Origin of the sequence: Amycolatopsis sp. WQ 127309, from assembly GCF_023023025.1 — a bacterium.
GTDB lineage: Bacteria > Actinomycetota > Actinomycetes > Mycobacteriales > Pseudonocardiaceae > Amycolatopsis.
Genome location: NZ_CP095481.1, coordinates 2,735,867 through 2,758,040, shown reverse-complemented (window position 1 = coordinate 2,758,040; position 22,174 = coordinate 2,735,867). Strand labels below are relative to the sequence as shown.

19 protein-coding genes and 1 tRNA gene are annotated in these 22,174 nt (G+C 69.5%); 13 read left to right on the top strand and 7 right to left on the bottom strand.

Annotation, left to right across the window (positions count from 1 at the left end):
- Window position 1 precedes the first annotated feature (1 nt).
- Window positions 2-1,042, top strand: a complete 1,041-nt coding sequence (locus tag MUY22_RS12600) for a patatin-like phospholipase family protein (RefSeq protein WP_256475887.1) — start codon at window positions 2-4, stop codon at window positions 1,040-1,042.
- Here the strand turns inward: MUY22_RS12600 and MUY22_RS12595 are convergent.
- The 4 genes from MUY22_RS12595 to MUY22_RS12580 form a co-directional block, all read right to left on the bottom strand.
- Window positions 1,028-1,618, bottom strand: coding sequence for a class F sortase (locus MUY22_RS12595; protein WP_247059718.1), 591 nt, complete (start codon window positions 1,616-1,618; stop codon window positions 1,028-1,030). The two genes, MUY22_RS12600 and MUY22_RS12595, sit on opposite strands and share 15 nt — an antisense overlap.
- Window positions 1,615-2,379 carry a hypothetical protein gene (locus MUY22_RS12590; RefSeq protein ID WP_247059717.1) on the bottom strand — a complete coding sequence of 255 codons (765 nt, stop codon included), beginning with the start codon at window positions 2,377-2,379 and terminating at the stop codon, window positions 1,615-1,617. The genes MUY22_RS12595 and MUY22_RS12590 overlap by 4 nt, the downstream gene beginning before the upstream one ends.
- Window positions 2,380-2,441: 62 nt before the next feature.
- Complete coding sequence (locus MUY22_RS12585) at window positions 2,442-3,482, bottom strand: PLP-dependent aspartate aminotransferase family protein (protein WP_247059716.1); 1,041 nt, start codon at window positions 3,480-3,482, stop codon at window positions 2,442-2,444.
- 88 nt (window positions 3,483-3,570) lie between these two features.
- Window positions 3,571-6,789 carry a penicillin acylase family protein gene (locus MUY22_RS12580; RefSeq protein WP_247059715.1) on the bottom strand — a complete coding sequence of 1,073 codons (3,219 nt, stop codon included), beginning with the start codon at window positions 6,787-6,789 and terminating at the stop codon, window positions 3,571-3,573.
- 141 nt (window positions 6,790-6,930) lie between these two features.
- Between MUY22_RS12580 and MUY22_RS12575 the strand changes: the two genes are divergently transcribed.
- The 5 genes from MUY22_RS12575 (at window position 6,931) to MUY22_RS49455 (ending at window position 10,301) form a co-directional block, all read left to right on the top strand.
- Window positions 6,931-7,305: an FKBP-type peptidyl-prolyl cis-trans isomerase gene (locus MUY22_RS12575; RefSeq protein ID WP_247059714.1), complete on the top strand. Its 375-nt coding sequence runs from the start codon at window positions 6,931-6,933 to the stop codon at window positions 7,303-7,305.
- Window positions 7,306-7,404: 99 nt separating this feature from the next.
- Complete coding sequence (locus tag MUY22_RS12570; protein WP_247059713.1) at window positions 7,405-8,160, top strand: trypsin-like serine protease; 756 nt, start codon at window positions 7,405-7,407, stop codon at window positions 8,158-8,160.
- 140 nt (window positions 8,161-8,300) lie between these two features.
- Complete coding sequence (locus MUY22_RS12565; RefSeq protein ID WP_247059712.1) at window positions 8,301-9,053, top strand: trypsin-like serine protease; 753 nt, start codon at window positions 8,301-8,303, stop codon at window positions 9,051-9,053.
- Window positions 9,054-9,168: 115 nt separating this feature from the next.
- A complete protein-coding gene (locus MUY22_RS12560; RefSeq protein ID WP_247059710.1) occupies window positions 9,169-9,909 on the top strand; it encodes a trypsin-like serine protease in 741 nt (246 codons plus the stop codon).
- Window positions 9,834-10,301: a helix-turn-helix transcriptional regulator gene (locus MUY22_RS49455; protein ID WP_256475990.1), complete on the top strand. Its 468-nt coding sequence runs from the start codon at window positions 9,834-9,836 to the stop codon at window positions 10,299-10,301. The genes MUY22_RS12560 and MUY22_RS49455 overlap by 76 nt, the downstream gene beginning before the upstream one ends.
- Before the next feature lie 240 nt (window positions 10,302-10,541).
- Here MUY22_RS49455 and MUY22_RS12550 read toward each other — a convergent pair.
- Window positions 10,542-10,624 (bottom strand) — tRNA-Leu (locus MUY22_RS12550).
- Between the two features lie 130 nt (window positions 10,625-10,754).
- On the opposite strand from MUY22_RS12550, the gene MUY22_RS12545 reads away from it, so the two are divergent.
- From MUY22_RS12545 to pknB, 7 genes are all read left to right on the top strand, one after another.
- Window positions 10,755-12,002: a DUF3662 and FHA domain-containing protein gene (locus MUY22_RS12545; RefSeq protein ID WP_247059706.1), complete on the top strand. Its 1,248-nt coding sequence runs from the start codon at window positions 10,755-10,757 to the stop codon at window positions 12,000-12,002.
- A 100-nt stretch (window positions 12,003-12,102) separates the two neighbouring features.
- The gene (locus MUY22_RS12540) at window positions 12,103-12,564 is read left to right on the top strand and encodes an FHA domain-containing protein (RefSeq protein ID WP_247059705.1); all 462 of its coding nucleotides are present in this window, start codon (window positions 12,103-12,105) and stop codon (window positions 12,562-12,564) included.
- On the top strand, window positions 12,561-13,958 hold the full coding sequence (locus MUY22_RS12535; protein WP_247059703.1) for a PP2C family serine/threonine-protein phosphatase: 1,398 nt from the start codon (window positions 12,561-12,563) through the stop codon (window positions 13,956-13,958). Before MUY22_RS12540 ends, MUY22_RS12535 begins: the two co-directional genes overlap by 4 nt.
- Window positions 13,958-15,442, top strand: a complete 1,485-nt coding sequence (locus MUY22_RS12530; RefSeq protein WP_247059701.1) for an FtsW/RodA/SpoVE family cell cycle protein — start codon at window positions 13,958-13,960, stop codon at window positions 15,440-15,442. The genes MUY22_RS12535 and MUY22_RS12530 overlap by 1 nt, the downstream gene beginning before the upstream one ends.
- Window positions 15,439-16,908, top strand: a complete 1,470-nt coding sequence (locus tag MUY22_RS12525; RefSeq protein ID WP_247059700.1) for a penicillin-binding protein 2 — start codon at window positions 15,439-15,441, stop codon at window positions 16,906-16,908. Before MUY22_RS12530 ends, MUY22_RS12525 begins: the two co-directional genes overlap by 4 nt.
- A gap of 3 nt (window positions 16,909-16,911) precedes the next feature.
- Window positions 16,912-18,243, top strand: coding sequence for a serine/threonine-protein kinase (locus MUY22_RS12520; protein WP_247059699.1), 1,332 nt, complete (start codon window positions 16,912-16,914; stop codon window positions 18,241-18,243).
- Complete coding sequence (gene pknB, locus MUY22_RS12515; protein WP_247059698.1) at window positions 18,240-20,210, top strand: Stk1 family PASTA domain-containing Ser/Thr kinase; 1,971 nt, start codon at window positions 18,240-18,242, stop codon at window positions 20,208-20,210. Before MUY22_RS12520 ends, pknB begins: the two co-directional genes overlap by 4 nt.
- Window positions 20,211-20,262: 52 nt before the next feature.
- Here pknB and MUY22_RS12510 read toward each other — a convergent pair whose 3' ends face one another.
- Entirely contained in the window at window positions 20,263-20,577 is a 315-nt protein-coding gene (locus tag MUY22_RS12510) for a hypothetical protein (RefSeq protein ID WP_247059697.1), read from the bottom strand.
- A gap of 100 nt (window positions 20,578-20,677) precedes the next feature.
- On the bottom strand, window positions 20,678-22,168 hold the full coding sequence (locus tag MUY22_RS12505; RefSeq protein ID WP_247059696.1) for a caspase family protein: 1,491 nt from the start codon (window positions 22,166-22,168) through the stop codon (window positions 20,678-20,680).
- Window positions 22,169-22,174 lie beyond the last annotated feature (6 nt).

Here is a 22,174-nt window from a genome sequence, read left to right as displayed (position 1 = left end):
GGTGGATTCCACGGAACGCAGCGGCGTCGGCTTGGCCCTGTCCGGCGGCGGCTACCGCGCGATGCTCTTCCACACCGGCGCGCTCTGGCGCCTCAACGAACTCGGCTGGCTGCCGAAACTGACCACCGTCTCCAGCGTGTCCGGCGGCTCGATCGCGGCCGGCGTCCTGGCCCACGCGTGGCACCGGCTGTCCTTCGGCGACGACGGCATCGCGGACAACTTCGGCAAGTTCGTCGTGGAGCCGATCCGGAAGCTGGCCCGGACGAACCTCGACGTCCCGGTGACGCTCAAGGCGATGTTCATCCCGTGGCGCAGTGCGGGCGAAGAACTCGCGCGCGTCTACGCGAAGCACCTCTTCGACGACTTCCGCCTCGACCAGCTCGACCCCGCGGGCCCGCACTTCGTGTTCACCGCGACCAGCTTGCAGGACGGCTCGCTGTGGTGGTTCTTCCGGCAGGACGGCCCGCACGGGCAGATCCCGCTGGCCACCGCCGTCGCCGCGTCGTCGGCGTTCCCGCCGCTGCTCTCGCCGGTCGTGATCCCCGACCCGAACGAGGCCGGCCGCAAGATCGTGCTCAGCGACGCGGGCGTGTACGACAACCTCGGCCTGGACCCGATCGAGAACCAGCGCGCGGTCGTCCTGGTCAGCGACGCCGGCAAGAAGATGCTGCACGAGGACAACCCGAAGCGGAACTGGCCGATGCAGCTGCTGCGCGTGCTGACCGTGATGGACAACCAGGTCCGCGAGCTGCGCACCGGCACGCTGCTGAAGTCGTACCAGGACAAGACGTACGCCGGGACGTACTGGGCGACCTACAGCGACATCGAGCACTTCGAGCTGCCGGACGCGCTGCCCGCGCCGGTCGAGCAGACCCACGCGCTGGCCGTGACGAGCACCCGGCTGACGCGCACCTCGGAGCGGCTGCAGGACCAGCTGATCAACTGGGGTTACGCCGCCTGCGACGCGGGCATGCGCAAGTGGGTCGACCCGTCGGCGGTCGCGCCGAAGTCGTTCCCGTACAAGGGATCAGGCGTTGGCTAGGTTCGCGTAGACGACGATGTTGTCCTCGTAGCTGTGCGCGGCGTGGTCGAACACCCCGCCGCACGTGATCAGCCGCAGTTCCGGCTTGTCGCTGTTGCCGTACACCGCGTCCTTCGGGAACGTGTCCTTCGGGACCTGCGTGACGCGGTCCACGACGAACTTCAGCTTCTTGCCGTCGCTGCGGTCGACGTCCACCTCGTCACCGGGCGCGAGGTCCTTGAGCTTGTAGAAGATGCCGGGCTTCTTGTCGCCGTCGACGTGGCCGAGCACGATCGCCGGGCCGACGTCGCCGGGCACCGGCGAGAGCTTGTACCAAGCCGCCTGCATCGGCGTGTGCACCGACGGGACGGAGATCGAGCCGTCCGTCTTGACGGCGACCGCGAGCAGGCTGGACTCCGCGCCGATCTTGGGGATCTTCACCGACGTCGGGCGCAGGCCCTTGAACGGCGCGGTCACCGGGACCGACGACGGCACCGGCGCGGGTGCCGCTTTCGGCGGCTCGCCGGAGCCGCAAGCGGCCAGCGTCAGCGCGAGGGCGACCGCGGCGACCGCCGCGCCCGCCCGGCGGACGGTCACCAGGCCGTGCCGCCGAAGCCCGTCTCGACCCCGCCGTGGGGCGTGACCTTGACCTGGGCCTTCGGTGCGGCGTTGCCGGGGGTGCTGGTGGTGGTCGACGTGCTCGGCCCGCTCGACGTCGTGATCGGCGCGCTGGTCGTGGTGCCGCTGCTCGTGGTCGGCGCGCTGGTCGTCGTGCTGGTCTCCGGCGGCGGCGCCTGCTCGAAGTCGACGACTCCTTCGCCTTCGACGCCGGCGCAGGTCCAGCTGAACTTGCCGGTGGTCGTGCCCGGGGGCAGGCCGTTGACGCGCACGGAGTAGTTCCAGATCCGGCCGTCGGACTCGTCCTGGTCCGGGCCGCCGGTGACGTCGAGGTACTGGGTCGCCACGTTGCCGGGCGCGCCCGCCGCGCAGTTGATGACCAGGACGCCTTCGCCGCCGACGCCGACGAAGCCGTGGCCGGTGTTGTCCTGGTAGCCGTCAGAGGGCGGCCCGGCCGTCGTGGTCGTGGTCTCCGGCGTCGTCGTCTTGGTGACGTCGGTCGTCGGGTCGGCCGGGGTCGTCCCGGTGGTCGTCACCGAGGTGGTCGGGGCGGTCGTGGTCTCCGAGGTGCTCGGGACCGTCGTCGTGGTGGTCGTCTCCGAGGTGGAGGTGGTCGTCTCCGTGGTCGACGGCGCGGTCGTCGTCTCGTCCGTCTGCGCGAATGCGGCCGGCGCGGCGGCGAAGGTGATCAGCGCGCCCGCGGAAACGATCCCCGCGACTCGGTTCAGCGTTCTACCCACGGTCAGACTCCCAACGGCATTGAACTGCGATGCCGCGACTATCGACGATTCCGCCGTTGGTGTTACTCCGCGAGGGCGATGGACAGATCGCGCCAGAGGTCTTCCGGATCTTCGAGGCCGACGCTGAACCGGACCAAACCGGCGGGCACGCGCTCCTCACCCGGCAGCCACGCCCGCCGTTCGACCAGGCTTTCCACCCCGCCGAGGCTGGTCGCGGGCCGGATCAGCCGGACCGTCGAGCAGAGCTTGTCCGCGGCCTCGGCCCCGGCCAGCTCGAACGCGACCATCATCCCGAAACCCGGGTAGCGCACCCGCGTCACCGCGGGGTGCTCGCGGAGGCGCTCGACGAGCAGCGCGGCGGTCCGGGACTGCTCGGCGAGCCGCACCGGCATGGTCCGCAGCCCCCGCAGCGCGAGCCATGCTTCGAGGGCACCCGGCGTCGACCCGACGCGGGTCCGCGCGCCGCGCAGCTCGTCGGCCACCGCCGGGTCCTTGGCCACGGTGATCCCCAGCAGCAGGTCACTGTGCCCGCCGATGAGCTTGGTCGCGCTGTGCACGACGACGTCGGCGCCGAGTTCGAGCGGCCGCTGCCGCAACGGCGTCGCGAAGGTGTTGTCGACGACGACCCGGCCGCGCGCGGCGGCGGCGATGGTCTCGATCTCCATGACGTCGAGCGTCGGGTTGGTCGGCGACTCCAGCCAGACCAGGTCGGACGTCGCCGCCTCGGCCACCCAGGCGGCCGTGTCGGTCGGTTCGAGCTCGGTGACGGCGAGCTTGCCGAGCTTCTGCGCGTGGGCGAGCACCCCGCGCGTCACGGCGTAGCTGAACGTCGGGACGACCACCCGCGACCCGACCGGCAACAGGTCCAGGACCGCCGACAGGGTGGCGACGCCGGACGCGAACGCCGTCGCGTGACCGCCTTCGAGCGCCCCGATGGTCTCCTCGAGCGCGTGCCAGGTGGGCGTGCCGTCGCTGCGCGCGTACACGAAATCGCCACCGGCCTGGTACGTGCTGGTGGCGACGAGCGGGGTGTTCAGCGGCTCGCCGGGACCGTGCGGCCGGCCGGCGGCGATGGCCTTGGTGCGGGGCGTCCAGTCGTCCATGTGATCACCGTAACCGCAGGTCACCCGCTGGTCACTGTGACGAAGACGGCCGGCCCGCCCGCGCGTCCGCGGGCGAGCCGACCTGGTCTCAGTGGGCGTAGACCTCGAACTCGTAGAGCGAGTAGCCGTACTTCGTGCCGCGCTGGACGCCCTGCAGCTTCACGAACCGGGCCTGCGTCGGCGCGAAGGACACGTTGTCCTGCCCGCCGTCCCCGTTGGTGACGACCGCCGAGTCCGTCCAGTGCACGGCGTCCGGCGAGGTCTGGATCTTGTAACCCTTGCCGTACGCCGATTCCCACCTGAGCTGCACCCGCGAGACCGGCTGCACCGACCCGAGGTCGACGGTGATCGCCTGGTCGTCGCTCCAGTCGCTGGCCCAGCGGGTCGAGGCGTTCCCGTCGATCGCGTTCGACGCCGGCGAGGGATAGAAGCCGGTTTCGGCGCTGGTGGCGCTGACCGTCTTCCCCGGCGCGAGGTTGGCGATGTTGTCGCCGCGGTGCGCGGTGTACTCGACGACCTGCTGGAACGTCGGGCGGTTCTGCCAGCTGATCTTGTCCTGCGTGATGCCGCCCAGCGCGTTGTGCACGATGGTGTCGGCACACCACTGGTCGCCCGCGGCGCAGCTCGCGTCACCGGGGTAGACGGTGTTCGCGGCCTGGCCCGCGGCGCTGGTCAGCGAGTCGACGAGCGCCTGGCGGCACGTGGTGACGTTGCCGCCGCCGCAGAACGTGCTGCCGAGCGGGCCGGCCACCGGCTGGCCGAGCACCTGCCGGATGTCCTTGCTGACGTACCCCCACCAGCCGAACTGGAACGACGAGCCCTTGTGCGGCTGGCCGGTGTGCTGGCCGTTGCCGTTCTGGAAGCCGGACGGGCTTTCGTTGATGCCGAGCACACCCGTCATCGCGTTGTAGGCGTTGTCGCCCATACCCGGCTTGAACTCGGCCTGGACCAGCAGCGGCCACCAGGCGTCGAAGATCCGGATCGCGTCGGCGTCGGCGTACGCCTTGCTGCCGGCCGTGGTTTCCGTCCGCTGGTGGCCGTTGGCCATCCACGTCTTCAGCTTCGCCTCGGCGTCGGCGGCCGCACCGGTGGTCGGCGTCTTGTCGAGCACCTGCAGCAGCAGCGGCAGGACCCGCTCGGCACGCAGGTCGGCCAGCGCGGCGTCCTCCATCGCCTGGGTCAGGTTGACCCGGGTGACCTTGGTGCCGGTGAGGATCATCGTCTTGACGCGCGTGTCGAGCAGGTCGGCGCGGTGCACGGCGGACTTGTCGGCGCCGGCGGCCGCGTAGCCGTTGGCCTGCGCGTTGTTCCAGCTGACGTAGTAGTCCTGGTTGACCGACTGCGGGTGCTGCGACGCCGGGGTGTAGGTCGCGACGTTGCCCGCCGGGTTCCAGCCGGTCCAGTCGTGCCCCTGGTCACCCCACACCGGCATGTTCGGGTCCACATTGGACTGCCGGGCCGGGTTGGCACCGGAGTTGAAGTACGCGACGTCCTTCGAGTCGGCGTAGAACCAGTTGAACGTGAAGTTGATGTCGGCCGCGGCCTTCTGGAAGTCCGCCGCGGACTTGACGTAGCCCGGGTCGTTCAGCTCCTGGAAGCCGATCAGCGAGTCGGCCTCGTGGAAGAGCGAGGACCGCAGCTGCGCGTACGCCACGGGCTTGCCGCCGACCGTCGCCCGGCTGAGCACCGGGCCGTACTTCGTGCGGTAGCTGCGCAACGTGTACGAGCCGGCCGCGGTGCCGTCGGCCACCGTCGGGTTCCAGGAGTTCTTGACCTCCACGGTCTCCATCGGGAGGCACTGGCCCTTGTAGGTGTAGTAGTTCGAGTCCTTCGTCGGCGCCTTGCCGCTCGGGTCGCACAGGTTCAGCGCGTAGGTGTCGATGATGTCCTGCGCCGACGTCGTCGCGCTCCACGAGTAGTCCTGGCCGCGGCCCAGCAGCACGTACATGCTCAGCCCGGCGAAGGCCGCGCCGCGGGCGCTGATGCCCGGGCCCTGAAGTTCCTGCAGCATGAGCAGCTGCGGCGCGAAGTACCCGGTCTGCGGGCCGAAGACGGCGACCGGGTGACCGCTGGCGGTCTTCGAGCCGGACACGACGAGCGCGTTCGACATGCCGTGCTTGTCGGTCAGCATGTCGCCCGGCAGCACGCCGTTGTCGAACATCCCGCGGGCGGGCTCCTGCGCGGCCGGGGCCGGGACGTCCACAGTGGACGGAGTCGCGGTCGACGCCGAGCCGGTCTGGTCGAACACCAGCTGCTGCGGGGTCACCGAACCCTTGTCCGGCAGGGCCTGGCCGACGGCGTTGGCCGGGGTCTTGCCGTACGGGAACGTCTGCCCGTCGTGCAGCGTCTTGACGGCCTCGGGGTCGTCCTCGGACCGCAGGCTCTGCCAGACCTTCTCGCCCTGCACCGCGCCGTACTGCTCCTGCAGCGCCAGCTTCGCGACGGCGTTCTGCACCTCGCCGCCACCGCCGGCGCCGAACTCGGCCCCGACCAGCGAGGCGAGCGCGACCAGGTCGGTCAGCTTGAACGGGTCGATGGTGCCGGCGTTGGTGATCGCGTCGACGTGCCCGGTGAGCACGTACTCGCCCGGGAAGTAGCGGCCGCTGTGGGAGTCGGCGATGTACTTGTTGATGCCGTCGACGTACGCCTGCGCGTCGGCGAGGCCCTGCGCGCCGCGCGGGCCCTTCGCGGCGACGTTGTCGATCTGCTGCTGCAGCTCGGCTTCGGTGTAGGGCGCGTTCGCGAAGAAGCTCTGCTCCAGCTCGCGGTTGGCCGCGGCGCCGCCGGCGAACGACGTCACCTGGCCGCGGGCGGCGTGGCGCAGGACGTCCATCAGCCACAGCCGGTCCTGCCCGGCCGCGTACCCGGCGCCGAACTCGGTGCCGGCGCGGGTGGTGCCGGTGATGTGCGGGACGCCGAGCGCCTTGTCGCGCACGATCGTCACGTCGGAGCGCGGCTGGGTCGTGCTGGCGACCTGGTCGGCGGCGACGCCGAACGACGAGTCGTTGAAGTACTGGTTGATCGTCCCGGTGGTCAGCGTCTGGTAGCCGCCGGCCAGCGAGGAGTACTTGCCGAGCTGGTCGGCCGCGTGCGCCGGGCGGGTGCCGAGCACCTTGTGCGCCAGGATGTCCGCGAGGGTGGCGTTGCCGTTCTCACCGGGCGGCAGGATGTCGCTGCACTGCCCGCCGCAGTAGTCGTTGGGTGCCGCGGCCGCCTCGGCGGCCGGAGCGGTGACAGCGACCTGGGTGAGCCCGGCGACCAAGCCCGCCAAAGCCGTCAAGGTCAGGGTACGGATGCCGCGTCGCATCAGGGCTCCCTCGCAGGTCAAGGAGAGTAACGAAGCGCACGCTACCGAGCAGTAGCACACATGTGAAGAGTTTTCGCGTTTTTCAGCCCTTGGGCGTAGTCCGAACGGCGCAGCCTCGCGCGCGTGGGTACGGTGGCTGCCATGACCTTGGAAAAGCCCCAGATCGACCGCCCGGACGGCACCCCGCCGGCCGACCTCGAGATCACCGACATCACCGTCGGCGACGGCGTCGAGGCCACGCCCGGCAAGTCCGTCACCGTGCACTACGTCGGTGTCGCGCACTCGACCGGCGAAGAGTTCGACGCCTCTTGGAACCGCAACGAGCCCCTGCGCTTCGGCCTCGGCGCCGGCCAGGTCATCTCCGGCTGGGACCAGGGTGTCGCGGGGATGAAGATCGGTGGCCGGCGCAAGCTCGTCATCCCGCCGCACCTCGGCTACGGCGACCGCGGCGCGGGCGGCGTCATCAAGCCCGGCGAGACCCTCATCTTCGTCGTCGACCTGGTCGGCGTGAACTGATTCCCCGGCGGTGGCGGGACTTCCCGCCACCGCCGCACCGGGTTTCGCTACCCTCGCCCCCATCGCCGGCCGGACGCCGGCCCAACCAGGGGGTTGAGAATGCGCATCCGCGCTTTGCTTTCCGCAGGTCTGTTCGCGCTCGCCGCGGCGGTCGTCACCGCGGCGCCGGCATCGGCCGTGGCCAACGGCGCCGACGTCCCGCAGGGGACGTTCAAGTTCGCCGCGAAGCTGACCATGACGGACATCCCGCGCACCGACGGCACGAAGTACAACAGCGCGTGCTCGGGTTCGCTGATCGCCAAGAAGTGGATCGTCACCGCCGGCCACTGCTTCCACGACGCGGCCCGCAACCCGGTCTCCGGCCCGGTCCCGTACCCGACGTCGGTGCTGCTGGGCACCACCACCGTCGACAAGCCGGGGATCACGCGCAACGTCGTGACGGTGTACCAGTCACCGAGCAACGACATCGCGATCGCCGAGCTCGACAAGCCCGTCTTCGGCGTCGAACCGCTTTCGGTCAGCCACAAGGCGCCGGTCGTGGGCCAGAAGGTCGTGCTCGCCGGCTGGGGCAGCCTGACGTCGGTCGACCCGACGCCGGGCACGAAGCTGCAGCAGGGCCTGATGAAGGTCGCGACGGTCGACCCGCTCTACACCGGCGTGACGGGCTTCGCCCCGACGTCGACGACGAGCGCGTGCACCTACGACTCGGGCGCCCCGTACTTCGTGCCGACGGGCAAGAGCGGCGGCCGCCTGGTCTCCATCGAGAGCGACGGCCCGGACTGCCCCCACGACCAGGCCGAGACCACCGCGCGCGTCGACGTCGTCGCGGACTGGATCGCCTCGCACACCGGCTGATTCCCGGCAAACGGCCCCGACGCGAGGCGTCGGGGCCGTTTTCTTACTCCGTGCAGCGCATTCCGACCCCGCGCACCGTCGCTACGCTCGAAGGTGATCACCGGCGCGAGCCGCCGGTGCGTGACAAGGGGGATCCACCGATGCGCGTCCGCGCTGTGCTTTCCGCTGCCCTGCTCACCCTCGCCGCCGGTCTCGCGACCGCGGGCCCGGCTTCGGCCGTGGCCAACGGATCCGACGTCCCGGCGGGCCAGTTCAAGTTCGCCGCGAAACTCACGATGACGAACATCCCGAAGCCCGACGGCACGAAGTACAACAGCGCCTGCTCGGGCGCGTTGATCGCGGCGAAGTGGATCATCACCGCCGGCCACTGCTTCCACGACGCGAACCGCGTCCGCGTCTCCGGCCCGGTGCCGTACCCGACGTCGGTGCTGCTCGGCACGGTCAACCAGAGCACGCCGGGCGTGACGCGCAACGTGGTGACCGTCTACCAGGCCGCCGCGAACGACATCGCCATCGCCACCCTCGACGCCGACGTCACCGGCATCACGCCGCTGACGGTCAACCGGCTCACGCCGTCGCTCGGGCAGCAGCTGACGCTCGCCGGCTGGGGCAGCCTCACGGCCACCAACCCGACGCCGTCGACGAAGCTGCAGCAGGGCACCGTGAAGGTCGGCCAGGTCGCCACCTCGACGCTGGGCGTGCAGGGCGTGGCTCCGACGTCGACGACGAGCGCCTGCGTGTACGACTCGGGCGCGCCGTACTTCGCCGCGGCCGGCACCGGCGGCCAGCTGGTGTCCGTAGAGTCGTCCGGCCCGGACTGCCCCCACAACCAGCTCGAGACGACGTCGCGGGTGGACGTCGTCGCGGATTGGATCTCTTCGCACACGGGCTGACCCCTTCCGGGCGTCACCCGGTGGGCCAACGGGTGACGCCCGGCCAGGGAATTCCCCCCAGCCCGGCGGCGGCAATAACCTCGAACGTCGATCATCGATTCGACGAAGGGGAAGAATGCGCCTGCGCGCCCTGCTAGCCGCTGTTGTCCTGACCATCACCACCGCCCCTGCCGCCTTGGCCGCGCCAGGGATCGCCAACGGTTCAGACGTCCCCCAGGGTCAGTTCGGGTTCGTCGCGAAGCTCGCGATGACGAAGATCCCCCGCCCGGACGGTTCGACGTACAGCAGCTACTGCACGGGCGCGCTGGTCGCGCCCGGATGGCTCCTCACGACAGGCCACTGCTTCCACGACGCGGCCCGCAACCGCGTCTCGGGAAAGGTCCCCTACCCGACGACGGCGACGCTGGGCCTCACGGACGAAGGCATCGAGTCCGGAGTGGCCCGCAAGGTGACCGAGGTGATCCAGGCGAAGGAGAACGACGTCGCGCTGGCCCGCCTGGACACCCCGGTGAGCACGGTGAAGCCCCTGCCGCTCAACCGCGCGCTCCCCAAGGTGGGCGACCAGCTGACCTTGGCGGGCTGGGGCAGCCTGACCGGCACGAACCCCAAGCCGGCCACCCGCATGCAGCAGGGCACGGTAGCGGTGGCCACGGTGGCCCCGACCACGCTCGGAGTCCGCGGCGCGGCCCCGCAGATCACGACGAGCGCCTGCACGTACGACTCGGGAGCCCCGTACTTCACCCCGGCAGGCCTGGTGGCCCTGGAGGCAACGGGCCCAGGCTGCCCCCACGCGGGCATCGAAACAACATCCCGGACGGACGTCCTGGCGGACTGGATCACCAAGACAACGACCTGAGAAGCCGACGAAGGCGCGCTTGGCTGAGAAGTCCGACCGAGAACGATTCAGCCAAGCCGCCGGCCTCAACCGCGCCGTCGGCCAAGCACGGCCCCTCCGCTGGCAGCAGCTGCAAGAAAGCGCCGAGACCAGCACTTTCGCCTCCGAGAACAGCGAGCCAGACGGGCCTGGCTTACGACGGAGCGCGACTGGCTTTCGATCTGGGAGCCGAGGTGCGAACGTTGCGCGAGCAGCGCAACTGGACGCAGACGCAGCTGGCCGAACGCGCCGGGATGACACAGTCGGCCATCGCCAGGTTCGAGGCAGGCGGCACAACCCCGACACTGCCGGTGCTGGAGCGCATAGCCGCAGCGCTGCAGATGCGCCTGTCGATAGCCCCGACCCCAGCCTGACACGGTCTAAATACACCGCCACACAAGCCACGAGCGAACACCACGCAGAGCCAAACGGGTGATATTCACCACCAAACCAAACCCCAAAACCCCCCGCAACGAGCCCACAACGACCCCACTCAGCCACGCTGGAAGGTGAGAGAAGGCACCGTGGGGGGTCCGGGGGGCTCGGCCCCCCGGGAGACACAAGGACAACGGGAAGAGGCCCCGACGCGCTAGCGTCGGGGCCTCTGAACAGCGTGGGCGAGGAGGGAGTTGAACCCTCACGTCCTTTCGGACACACGGACCTGAACCGTGCGCGTCTGCCATTCCGCCACTCGCCCGAGTGCTTCCTTGCGGCAGCGAGGAGAACACTAGCAGGTCGTTCGCACCGGTTTCACCGGGGGCCGTGTCGAGGCTCGCTCACCCGGATAGGATCGGGGCGCAAGCACAAGTGTGAGGAGGTTTTCCCCGGTGGGCCGCGCTGAGAGATTCGACAGGCGACTCGAGAACCTGGTGGGGAACACTTTCGCGCGCATGTTCGGTGGCAACGTCGTCACGCAGGAAGTGGCGATCGCACTCGAGCGGGAGAGTGAGGAGAACGTTCGTGAGCTGGCAGGCGGTCGGCAGCTCGCCCCGAATCACTACATCGTGTCCTTGGGGACGGCTGACCACGAGCGCATGGCCGGTGACGAACAACGCGTCACCCAGGTGCTGGCCAAGGCGGTGGCCGAACACCTCGCCGCCGAAGGCCTGGACACCTATGGTGACGTCGTCGTATCACTCGAGCGCAACGAGGCGCTGCATACTGGACAGTTCAAGACCCGTTCGTCCGTCGATCCCGACGCCCGCCCCACAGGCGCCGGTTCACCGCGGTCGGCACGACCCAGCAACGCAGGAGACCCAGCAATGAGCCAGCCCCCCGGCTACGGCCAATACGACCAGGGTGACCCGTACGGCCAGCAGGGCCAGTACGGCTACGGACAGCAGGGTGGCCAGCAGCCCGGGTACGACCAGGGTTACGGCCAGCAGCAGGGCGGCTACGAGCAGGGCGGCTACGGTCAGCAGCCCCCGGCCGGTGGCTATGAGCAGGGCGGTTACCAGCAGGGTGGCTATGAGCAGGGCGGTTACGCCCAGCAGCCCCCGCAGGGTGGCTACGACCAGGGTTACGCCCAGCCCCCCCAGGGTGGTGGCTACGACCAGGGCGGTTACGCGCAGCCCCAGCAGGGCGGCGGGTACGACCAGGGCGGCTACCAGCAGGGTGGCTACGACCAGTACGGCGGCCAGCAGCAGCAGCCCGGGTACGACCAGTACGGCGGCCAGCAGCAGGGCGGCTACGACCAGTACGGCCAGCAGCAGGCGTACGGCCAGCCGGCCGGCGACCCGTACGCGCAGCAGCAGGGTGGCTACGGCGCCCCCGCGGCGGCGCGTCAGCTCGCGGCGAGCCTGCAGCTGGACGACGGCTCGAACCGGACGTACTCCCTGAAGCAGGGTGGCAACGTCGTGGGCCGTGGCCAGGACGCGGACTTCCGGCTCCCCGACACCGGTGTCTCGCGCCGTCACCTGGAGATCACCTGGGACGGCCAGAGCGCGACGCTCGCCGACATCGGGTCGACGAACGGCACGACCGTGAACGGCACCCCGGTGCAGACCTGGCAGCTCGCGGACGGTGACGTCATCCGAGTGGGGCATTCGTCCTTGGTGTTCCGTACACAGGGCTGACTCCGGGCGCGAAATACTGTTCCCGCAGAATTGACGTGCGGGGGGACCGCGGCGTACCCGCGTCGCGGCTGCACGGAAGAGTCGGGAGCGGACACACCAAGTGCCAGAGCTGGTCGTACAACTCACCAGGGTGGGCTTCCTCGTGCTGCTCTGGCTCTTCGTGTTCGCCGCGCTCAGAGTCGTCCGCTCGGACCTCTACGCGGCGTCGGGCATGCGTGTCCAGGTGCCGACGTTCGGCCGCAAGAAGGAGAAGAAGCCGCGCGGCGGGAAGTCGCCGCAGCAGCTGCTGGTGACCCACGGGGCGCTCGCCGGGACCCGCATCGCGCTGGACGGCAGGCCGATCCTGATCGGCCGCGCCGACGACTCCACGTTGGTGCTCGACGACGACTACGCGTCGACCCGGCACGCCCGGATCGCCCAGCGCGGTGAGGACTGGTACGTGGAAGATCTGGGCTCGACCAACGGCACTTATCTGGACCGGGCTAAGGTCACTGCACCCCTCCGGGTCCCGCTCGGAGTCCCCATCCGGATCGGCAAGACGGTGATCGAGCTTCGCCCATGACTCTCGTCCTCCGCTATGCAGCCCGCAGCGACCGGGGCCTGGTGCGTTCGAGCAACCAGGACTCCGTGTACGCCGGCCCTCGCCTGCTCGCGCTCGCCGACGGCATGGGTGGGCATGCGGCGGGCGAAGTGGCCAGCAAGGTCGTCATCGCCTCCCTCGCCCCGCTCGACGACGACGAGCCGGGTGACGACCTCCTCGCCCAGCTGCGCGAGGCGGTGGCGAACGGCAACGCCGCGATCGCCGAGCTCGTCTCGCAGGACCCGGACCTCGACGGGATGGGCACCACGCTCACCGCCGTGCTGTTCGCCGGGACCCGGCTGGGCCTCGTGCACGTCGGCGACTCGCGCGCCTACCTGTTCCGGGGCAGCCAGTTCGCGCAGATCACGCGCGACGACAGCTTCGTCAACGAACTGCTCGAACAAGGCCGGATCACGCCCGAAGAGGCGGCGGTGCACCCCCAGCGGTCGCTGCTGCTGAAGGCGCTGACCGGGCACGAGGTCGAGCCGAGCCTCACCGTGCGTGAAGCGCGCCCAGGCGATCGGTACCTGATCTGCTCGGACGGCTTGTCCGGCATGGTCAGCGACGAGACGCTCGCGGAGGCCGTGCAGATCCCGGACCCGCAGCAGTGCGCGGACCGGATGATCGAACTGGCGCTCAAGGGCGGCGGCACCGACAACGTCACGGTGATCATCGCCGACGTCGTCGACGTCGACTTCGGCGAGGACGCGCCCATCGTGGGCGGCGCCGCCGGGGACGGCAGCGACGAGCGGCACCAGGGCGACTCGCCCGCGGCGCGCGCCCGGGCGCTGACCCAGCCCCCGCCGCAGCCGCGCCAGGAGCTGCCGCAGCCCACCGTGGACCCCAAGGCCAAGCGCCGGAAGCGGTTCCGCTGGCTGGCCGGCGCTCTCGTGGTGCTCGTGGTGCTCGCCGCGGCCGCCATCGCCACCCGCTACTTCGTGCTGAGTCAGTACTATGTCGGCGAAGGTGCGGACCAGGAGGTCGTGATCTACCGCGGCGTCCCCGGCAGCATCCTCGGCATCGACCTGCACACCTACGAGCAGGGCTCGTGCCCGCCGAACCAGGTGTGCACGGACAAGCTGCGCGTCAACCAGCTCCAGGAGGACGCTCGGCTGGCGGTGCAGAACGGCGTCAAGAAGGACAGCCTCGACGACGCCCGGAAGTACATCGACGACTTCCTGCAGCTGCACAAGCGCTTGAACAACTGCGCGCCGGCGGGGACCCAGCCGTCCTCGACGCCGACGCCTTCGGTCACGCCGACGACGACTCCGTCGGCACCGGCCGGATCCACTGCTCCGTCGTCGGCGAACCAGCCTGCGGGGAGGGACTGCTCGACGCCGAGTTCGACGGCACCGACGACGGGAGGCGGTAACTGATGAGCCAGCCTGCCGCGAACACCGCCGAGCCGCTGGCGGCGCAGTTCCAGACGAACCCGCCGCGCGACGTGCCGACCCGGCGCAACACCGAACTGGTGCTGCTGGGGTTCGCGGCCTTCATCGTGACCATCGCGCTGGTCCTGGTGGAGGCGAACCAGGAGCAGGAACTCACCGCGTCGATCCTCTGGCTCGGGCTCGCCTACCTCGGCGTGCTGACCGGGGCGCACCTCGCGGTGCGCAAGTGGGCGCCCTACGCGGACCCGGTGCTGCTCCCCTGCGTCGCGCTGCTCAACGGCATCGGCCTGGTGATGATCCACCGGATCGACCTGGCCCAGGCCGAGAAGGCGCTGCAGAACGGCAAGGACTTCTCGCCGGACGTCACCAAGCAGGTGCTGTTCACGGTCGTCTCGCTGGCGTTGTTCATCGTGGTGCTGGTGGTCGTCAACGACCACCGCACGCTGACCCGCTACGGCTACACCGCCGGCTTGATCGGCATCGTCGCGCTCGCGCTGCCCGCACTGCTGCCGTCGAGCCTGTCCGAGGTCAACGGCGCCAAGGTGTGGCTGAAGCTGCCGGGCTTCTCGATCCAGCCGGGCGAGTTCGCGAAGATCCTGCTGATGATCTTCTTCGCCTCGTTCCTGGTGTCGAAGCGCGACCTGTTCATGGTGGCGGGCAAGAAGTTCCTCGGCGTCGAGCTGCCGCGAGCCCGTGACCTGGGCCCGATCCTGATCTCCGCCGTCGTCTGCATCGGCGTCCTGGTGTTCGAGAAGGACCTCGGCACGTCGCTGCTGTTCTTCAGCGTCATCCTGGTGATGCTCTACGTGGCGACCGAGCGGGCCATCTGGGTCGTGCTCGGGCTGAGCTTCTTCGTCGTCGGCTGCGTGATCGCCTACAACCTCTTCGGGCACGTGCAGCAGCGCGTGGCCAACTGGCTGGACCCGCTGGCCACCTACGACGACGCCGGCGGCGGTTACCAGCTGGCGCAGGGCCTGTTCGGGCTCGGCACCGGCGGCGTCGGCGGCACCGGCCTCGGCGCGGGCCGGCCGGACATGGTGCCCGAGGCCGCCACCGACTTCATCACCGCGTCGATCGGCGAAGAGCTCGGCTTCATCGGGCTCGCCGCAGTCCTGATGCTGTACCTGCTGGTGGCGATGCGCGGCATGCGGAGCGCGCTCGCCGTGCGCGACACGTTCGGCAAGCTGCTCGGCGGCGGGCTGGCGTTCACCATGGTCATGCAGATCTTCGTCGTCGTCGGCGGCGTCACGAAACTCATCCCGGAGACCGGTATCACCGCCCCCTTCCTCTCCAAGGGTGGTTCGTCGCTGCTCGCGAACTACATCCTGGTCGCGCTGCTGCTGCGGATCTCCGACGCCGCCCGCAGGCCCGGCGCCCGGCCGAAGCCGCAGCAACCGCAGGCGCCGATCGCCGAAGCGCACACGGTGCTCGTGCAGCGCCCGCCGGCGAACGGGGGCGCCCAGGCATGAACACCCCGCTCCGCAAGGTCGGCATGGCGATGCTCGTGATGGTCGTCCTGCTGCTGGCCAACGCCACCTACATCCAGGTGGTGAAGGCCGACGACTACCGCACCGACTCCCGCAACGCCCGCGTGCTCTACGACGAGTTCGCGCGCCGGCGCGGCCAGATCGTGTCGCAGGCGAACGGCGAGGTGCTGGCGAAGGTCGACCCGTCGAACGACAAGTACAAGTACATCCGGTCCTACGTCGACGGCCCGATGTACGCGCCGGTCACCGGCTACTACTCGATCAACTACGGCTCCGGCGGCCTCGAGCGCGCCGAGGACGACGTGCTGAACGGCTCGGACCCGCGGCTGTTCGTCCGGCGGCTGTCGGACATGGTCACCGGCCGCGACCCGAGTGGCGGCAACGTCCGGCTGACCATCGACCCGGCCGTGCAGAAGGCCGCGTACGACCTGATGACGCAGCGGAACTACACCGGCGCCGTCGTCGCGCTGGAGCCCAGCACCGGCCGGATCCTGGCGATGGTCTCGACGCCGTCGTACGACCCGAACCAGCTCGCGTCCCACACGTCGAAGACGCAGATCGACGCCTGGAACGCGAACATCAAGAACGACAAGAACCCCATGCTGAACCGGGCGATCTCGGAGACCTACCCGCCGGGCTCGACGTTCAAGCTGGTCACCGCCGCCGCCGCGCTCGAAGACGGCAAGGGCCCGGACACCCCGGTCAACCCGGCGCCGAACACGAAGCTGCCCGGCACGAGCATCACGCTGGAGAACTACGCCGGCGAGGCCTGCCCCGGCGCCACGTTCAAGGACGCGCTCGCGCACTCCTGCAACGTGCCGTTCGCGGAGTTCGCCGGTCAGCTCGGCGCGGACAAGATGAAGGAGACCGCGGCGAACTACGGCATCGGCCAGACGGACCTGACCGTGCCGATGAAGGTGGCGCCGTCCACGGTCGGGCCACTGGACTCCCAGGGCGCGCTGTACCAGAGTGGCATCGGCCAGCGCGACGTGCGGCTCACCCCGCTGCAGGACTGCCTGCTCGCCGCGACCGTGGCCAACAACGGGATGGCGATGAAACCGCAGCTGGTGCAGTCGGTGCTGGCACCGGACCTGTCCACCATCGAGGACTACAGCCCCACCGAGCTCACCGGCACACCGGCGCTGTCGTCGTCGAATGCCGCGATCCTCAAGGACATGATGATCGCTTCCGAGGGCTTCACCAAGGGCGGCGGCAAGCGCCCGGACATCCAGATCGCGTCGAAGACCGGCACCGCCGAGCACGGCACGGACTCCAAGAACACCGCCCCGCACGCCTGGTACACCGCGTTCGCCCCGGCGAACGACCCGAAGATCGCGGTTGCCGTGATCGTCGAGGACGGCGGTAACCGCGGGCTCGCGGCCACCGGCGGCTCGGTCGCCGCGGAAATCGGCCGCGCGGCGATCAACGCCAAACTCGGGGGTGGATAGCGCATGCTGTCCTCCGGTCAGCTACTGGCCGAGCGCTACAAGCTGACGAGCCGGATCGCCGTCGGCGGGATGGGCGAGGTCTGGCAGGCCAGCGACACCCGGCTGGACCGGACCGTGGCCGTCAAGATCCTCAAGGCCGAGCTCTCCGGCGACGCCGAGTTCCTCCACCGCTTCCGCACCGAGGCGCGGATGACGGCGTCCTTGAACCACCCCGGCATCGCCGCGGTGCACGACTACGGCGAGACCCTCTTCGACGGCGACCTGTCGATCGCGTACCTGGTGATGGAGCTCGTCGACGGCGACCCGCTGGCCGGGTTGCTCGCCAAGCACGGCCGGCTGTCGGCGGAGTTCACGCTCGACATGCTGGAGCAGGCGGGCAACGCGCTGCAGGCCGCGCACGAGCGGGGCCTGGTCCACCGCGACGTCAAGCCGGGCAACATCCTGGTGACGCCGGCGGGTCAGGTGAAGATCACCGACTTCGGCGTGGCGAAGGCGGCCGACGCGGCGCCGGTCACCCGGTCCGGCATGGTCATGGGCACGGCGCACTACATCGCGCCGGAGCAGGCGCTCGGGCACCCGGCGGAACCGGCGTCCGACGTCTACTCGCTGGCGGTGTGCGGTTACGAGTGCCTCGCCGGGCACCGGCCGTTCCTGTCCGAGAACGCCGTGACGGTCGCGATGATGCACATCCGCGACATCGCGCCGCCGCTGCCGCCGGACGTCCCGCCCGCCGCGCGCGCGGTGATCGAGGCGACGCTGGTGAAGGACCCGCGGCAGCGCTACAGCAGCGGCGGCGAGTTCGCGGCCGCCGTCGCCGCGGTGCGCGCCGGGATGCCGCTGCCGGCGCCGTCCGGGCTGGTCAACGCGTCCTACTCGACCGGTCAGCAACCGGTCCAGCAGCAGCCGGTTCAGCCGCAACAGCCGATCTCGCAGCAGATTCCGCAGCAGCAGCCGCACATGCCGATCGGGCCGCCGTCGCCCGCGATGAACCCGATGCCGGTCATCGGCCCGCCGTCCCGGCCCGCGATGCGTCCGCTGATGGTGCCGGCCGCCCGCAAGAAGTCCCAGTGGGGCTGGTGGGCGCTGCTGGCCGCGATCCTGCTCGTCGTCCTGGTGGCGGGCATCGTGCTGATCGCGAAGATGATCGGCGGTTCCGGCTCGCCGCCGCACGGTGGCCAGACGACGAGCCAGGTGGTCCCGGGCAGACAGCCGCCCGCGGAGGATCCGCCCGCGTCTTCGAGCGCCTACCCGGCGGACACTCCCGGCACGACCGACGATGGCCAGCAAGGCATCATGAACACACCTTGGACGGAATGGAACGGCACCCAGAGATGAGCACACCCAGACTGCTCTCCAACCGGTACGAGCTGGGCGAAACGCTCGGCTACGGAGGCATGTCCGAGGTCCATCACGGCCAGGACGTGCGTCTCGGCCGGGAAGTCGCGATCAAGATCCTCCGTGCCGACCTCGCCAGGGACCCGCAGTTCCAGGAGCGCTTCCGCCGGGAAGCGCAGAACTCCGCCGCGCTCAACCACCCGGCGATCGTCGCGGTCTACGACACCGGCGAAGCGAACACCGAGTTCGGTCAGCTGCCGTACATCGTCATGGAGTTCGTCGAAGGCCGGACGCTGCGCGACATCGTCAAGACCGAGGGCCCGATGTCCCAGAAGCGGGCGATGGAGGTCATGGCCGACGTCTGCGCGGCGCTCGACTTCTCGCACCGCCACGGCATCGTCCACCGCGACGTCAAGCCGGCCAACGTGATGATCACGAAGAACGGCGCCGTCAAGGTGATGGACTTCGGCATCGCGCGCGCGATGCACGACGGCCAGTCCGCGATGACCCAGACCGCCGCGGTGATCGGCACGGCGCAGTACCTGTCGCCGGAGCAGGCCCGCGGTGAGTCCGTCGACGCCCGGTCCGACGTCTACGCCGCCGGTTGCGTGCTGTACGAACTGATCACCGGCGAGCCGCCGTTCACCGGCGACTCCCCGGTCGCGGTGGCCTACCAGCACGTCCGCGAGGACCCGAACCCGCCGTCGTCGGTCAACCCGGCGGTCGCGCCCGAGCTGGACGCCGTCGTGCTGAAGGCGCTGGCGAAGGGCCCGGCGAACCGCTACCAGTCGGCCGCGGAGATGCGCTCGGACCTGGTGCGCACGCTTTCGGGACAGCGCCCGGCCGCGCCGATGGTGATGTCCGAAGACGAGCGCACGCAGGTGATGAACAACGACCGGCGGCAGCCGCAGCGCTACGAGGAGTACGCCGAGCCGGACGACGAGGACCCGAAGGCCAAGCGCCGGCGGCGCACGATCCTGGCGGTGCTGGCGGCGGTGTTCGTGCTGGGCGCGGTGCTGCTGATCATGTGGCTGTCGGGCTCGTTCAAGAGCACGCCGGGCACGGTCGCGATCCCCGACGTGGTGCACCAGACGGTCCCGCAGGCGCGGGAAACCCTGACGGGCGCCGGGTTCAACTCGATCGGGACCAAGAACGTCACCTGCGGGGTGCAGCCGACCGACGGCAGCCCGCAGTGCGAGCAGGGTGACGTCAACCGGGTCATCAAGATCGACCCCGCGTCCGGGACGCCGGTGAGCACCGACGCGAAGATCACGCTGTACGTGGGGGTCGCGCCGGGCAAGGCCCGCGTACCGGACCTCAAGGGCAAGACGCGTGACGCGGCACAGCAGGCGCTGACCGACGCGAAGCTGACGCTGGACACGAACGTCGCGGAGGTCGAGGTCGACGACCCGAACCAGGCCGGCTTGGTGCAGCAGCAGACTCCGACCGCGGATTCCGAGGTCGACGAGGGCACCGCTGTGAAGATCACGATCGCGAAGTCCAAGGAACTGAAGCAGGTCCAGGACTTCACGGGCAAGCCGTACTCGCAGGCCGACTCGGCGCTGCGGGGCCAGGGCTTCAAGACGAAGCGCGTCGACCAGGCTTCGGACAGCGTCCCGAAGGACAGCGTCATCACCCAGAACCCGAACGGCGGTTCGGTGATCGCGGGCACCACGATCACCCTCACGGTGTCGACGGGTCCGGAGCAGACCGACAAGATCGAGATGCCGAACCTGAGCGGCATGACGACCGACGAGGCGCAGTCGAAGCTGCAGAGCATGGGCTGGACCGGAAACCTCCGGCAGCAGTCCGACAAGACGAGCAAGGAACCGGAAGGCACGATCACCAAGCAGAACGTGACGCCGGGCACCCAGATCGACAAGGACCAGGCGATCACCGTGGGCGTGTCGGAGGGCAACGGCGGCTTCCCGTTCCCGACGACCACACCGGGCACCCCCGGCGGCTGACGGATCCACGAGAAAGGCCCGCACGGTTCACACCGTGCGGGCCTTCTTCGTTTCAGGCTTTGTCGAGAAACCCTTGGACGGCGCCGAGAACCTGCTCGGCGTCGCTGCCGGCGCCGCAGTCGATGTCCAGCTCTTCGGCGGCCCCCGAGCGTTTGACCTTCAGGGAGACGCCGGACTGGCAGCGGCGCAGCCACCCGAACAGCGAGCGGCAGAAGACGCCGGCGGAGTTGCTCGTCACGCCGACGAGGACGGTGTCGAAGAGCTGGACCCGGCCGCGGAGCTCGTCCTCGCCGCGCAACCACGCCGCGAGGTCCCGGAGCTCACCATCGGAGTTCGGGACGGTGATCGCTACGATCCCAGCCGTCACCCGGTCTCCCTTCACCCAGAACCGGAGAGGACCCGAACCTTAGTCGTGTTCGAGGACCGCCGGGAAGTCTCGCCGGGCAATTGAAGATTGCAAATTGCACTCAGCTGAGACCGGCGAGGGGAACTCTTGGAGACTTGACTGGCCGGTAGACGCGGAAAAGCTTGTACGCGCTCGTGCCGGCGAACGAAGCGAAGAGAACGACACCCCACCAGCTCGACATCAGGTTGCTGATCACCATGCCGGTTTGGGTCGTGGCAGGCGCCCCTCTCGTCGACGTAGCCGCCATGGCAGCCGCGAAGATCACGGAGACAATCAAGATGACACCGAGCCACGCCACTCGCGCCTTCGACAAGCCTGAGGACCACGATGGGAACACGTCCTCGAGCCGGACAACCTTCGTCTCCCTACGTGCCTGAACTCGGCGGCGGATGAAAAACCCGCATGCACTGCCGACTACCAACATGGCCAGGCCGAACGGGAAATCAGCAGACGTACGTCCTGCCGGCACCTCACCGAAGAACGCACCCACGATCCCGGCGATTCCCATGCTGCCGCCCGCATAGAACCCCGTCCACAACAACACGGAGCCGGTTGCACCGACCAACCACCTGGCAAAGGCCTTCCCTAGCTCTCGCGACTCAGGCTGATTCGTTGACACGGCAGACGGCTGCGGCTGCGGCTGCGGCTGCGGCTGCGGCTGCGGCTGCGGCTGCGGCTGCGGACCAAAGTATTGATCCGCAGCCAGCACAACCGGGTGGCGCACGAGAGGCGGCGAAACAGGAGAGCGCTTGGCAGTCGGCGCATCCGGATCTTGGCCCACCTGCCGTTTCTGAGGCGCCGGTTCCGGCAGAACCGGCTTCGGGTCCCTCCGGAGCAAGAGACTCCCGCTCGTGTTGCCGGTCTGGGTTTGGGGCTGAGGAAGGCCTCGTTTCGCCATGGCCGCCCTCAGTGACCGAATCAGCTGGCTGACGTCGAGCTGCTGACCGGGCACGGGTGAGCCTCGGGTCAGCAGAGAAAGCAGTTCTGTGGTGAACGCTGTGTTCCGCTCATCCGCCGGCGAGTGTGAAATCGAGTTCCTGGGCGACGAAGCGATCACCGTCGTGCCGCTCACCTCAAGGTCCCGCGCGTCCACGCCACTGCCAGACATCGCCCCGATGGCCATGCCTGAGTAGCAGCAGTCCAAGACGAGGAGACGGGTCTGAGCGGGACTGTCTTCGATGATTTCCCGCACTGCCTCGAACGAGACAGCAGTGGCCTCGAGTTCGTCCGGATCAGTCTCCCTCGTGCTGAGGTACAGCTTGTCCTTGTAGTGGTGCCGAATGCCGTGTCCGGCGTAGTAGACCAGCAGGAGATCCTCGGCCTGCTGAGCCGCCTTGCGCAGTCGGGCCAGGAAGCTACGCGGGGAATCCGGCGTATCGACGACCGTGCACTGGGCCCAGCTGACGATTCCGACGAGCTGATCTGTCAGCACACCTCGCAGGTCAGCGAGGTTGTGATGCACTGCGGGAAGGTCAGGGAGCCGGCTTGCCTGGAACTCTCCGCTTCCCATGAGGATGACGCGTGAGAGTTCGGCGACGGGTAAGGCGCTCACCCCGGC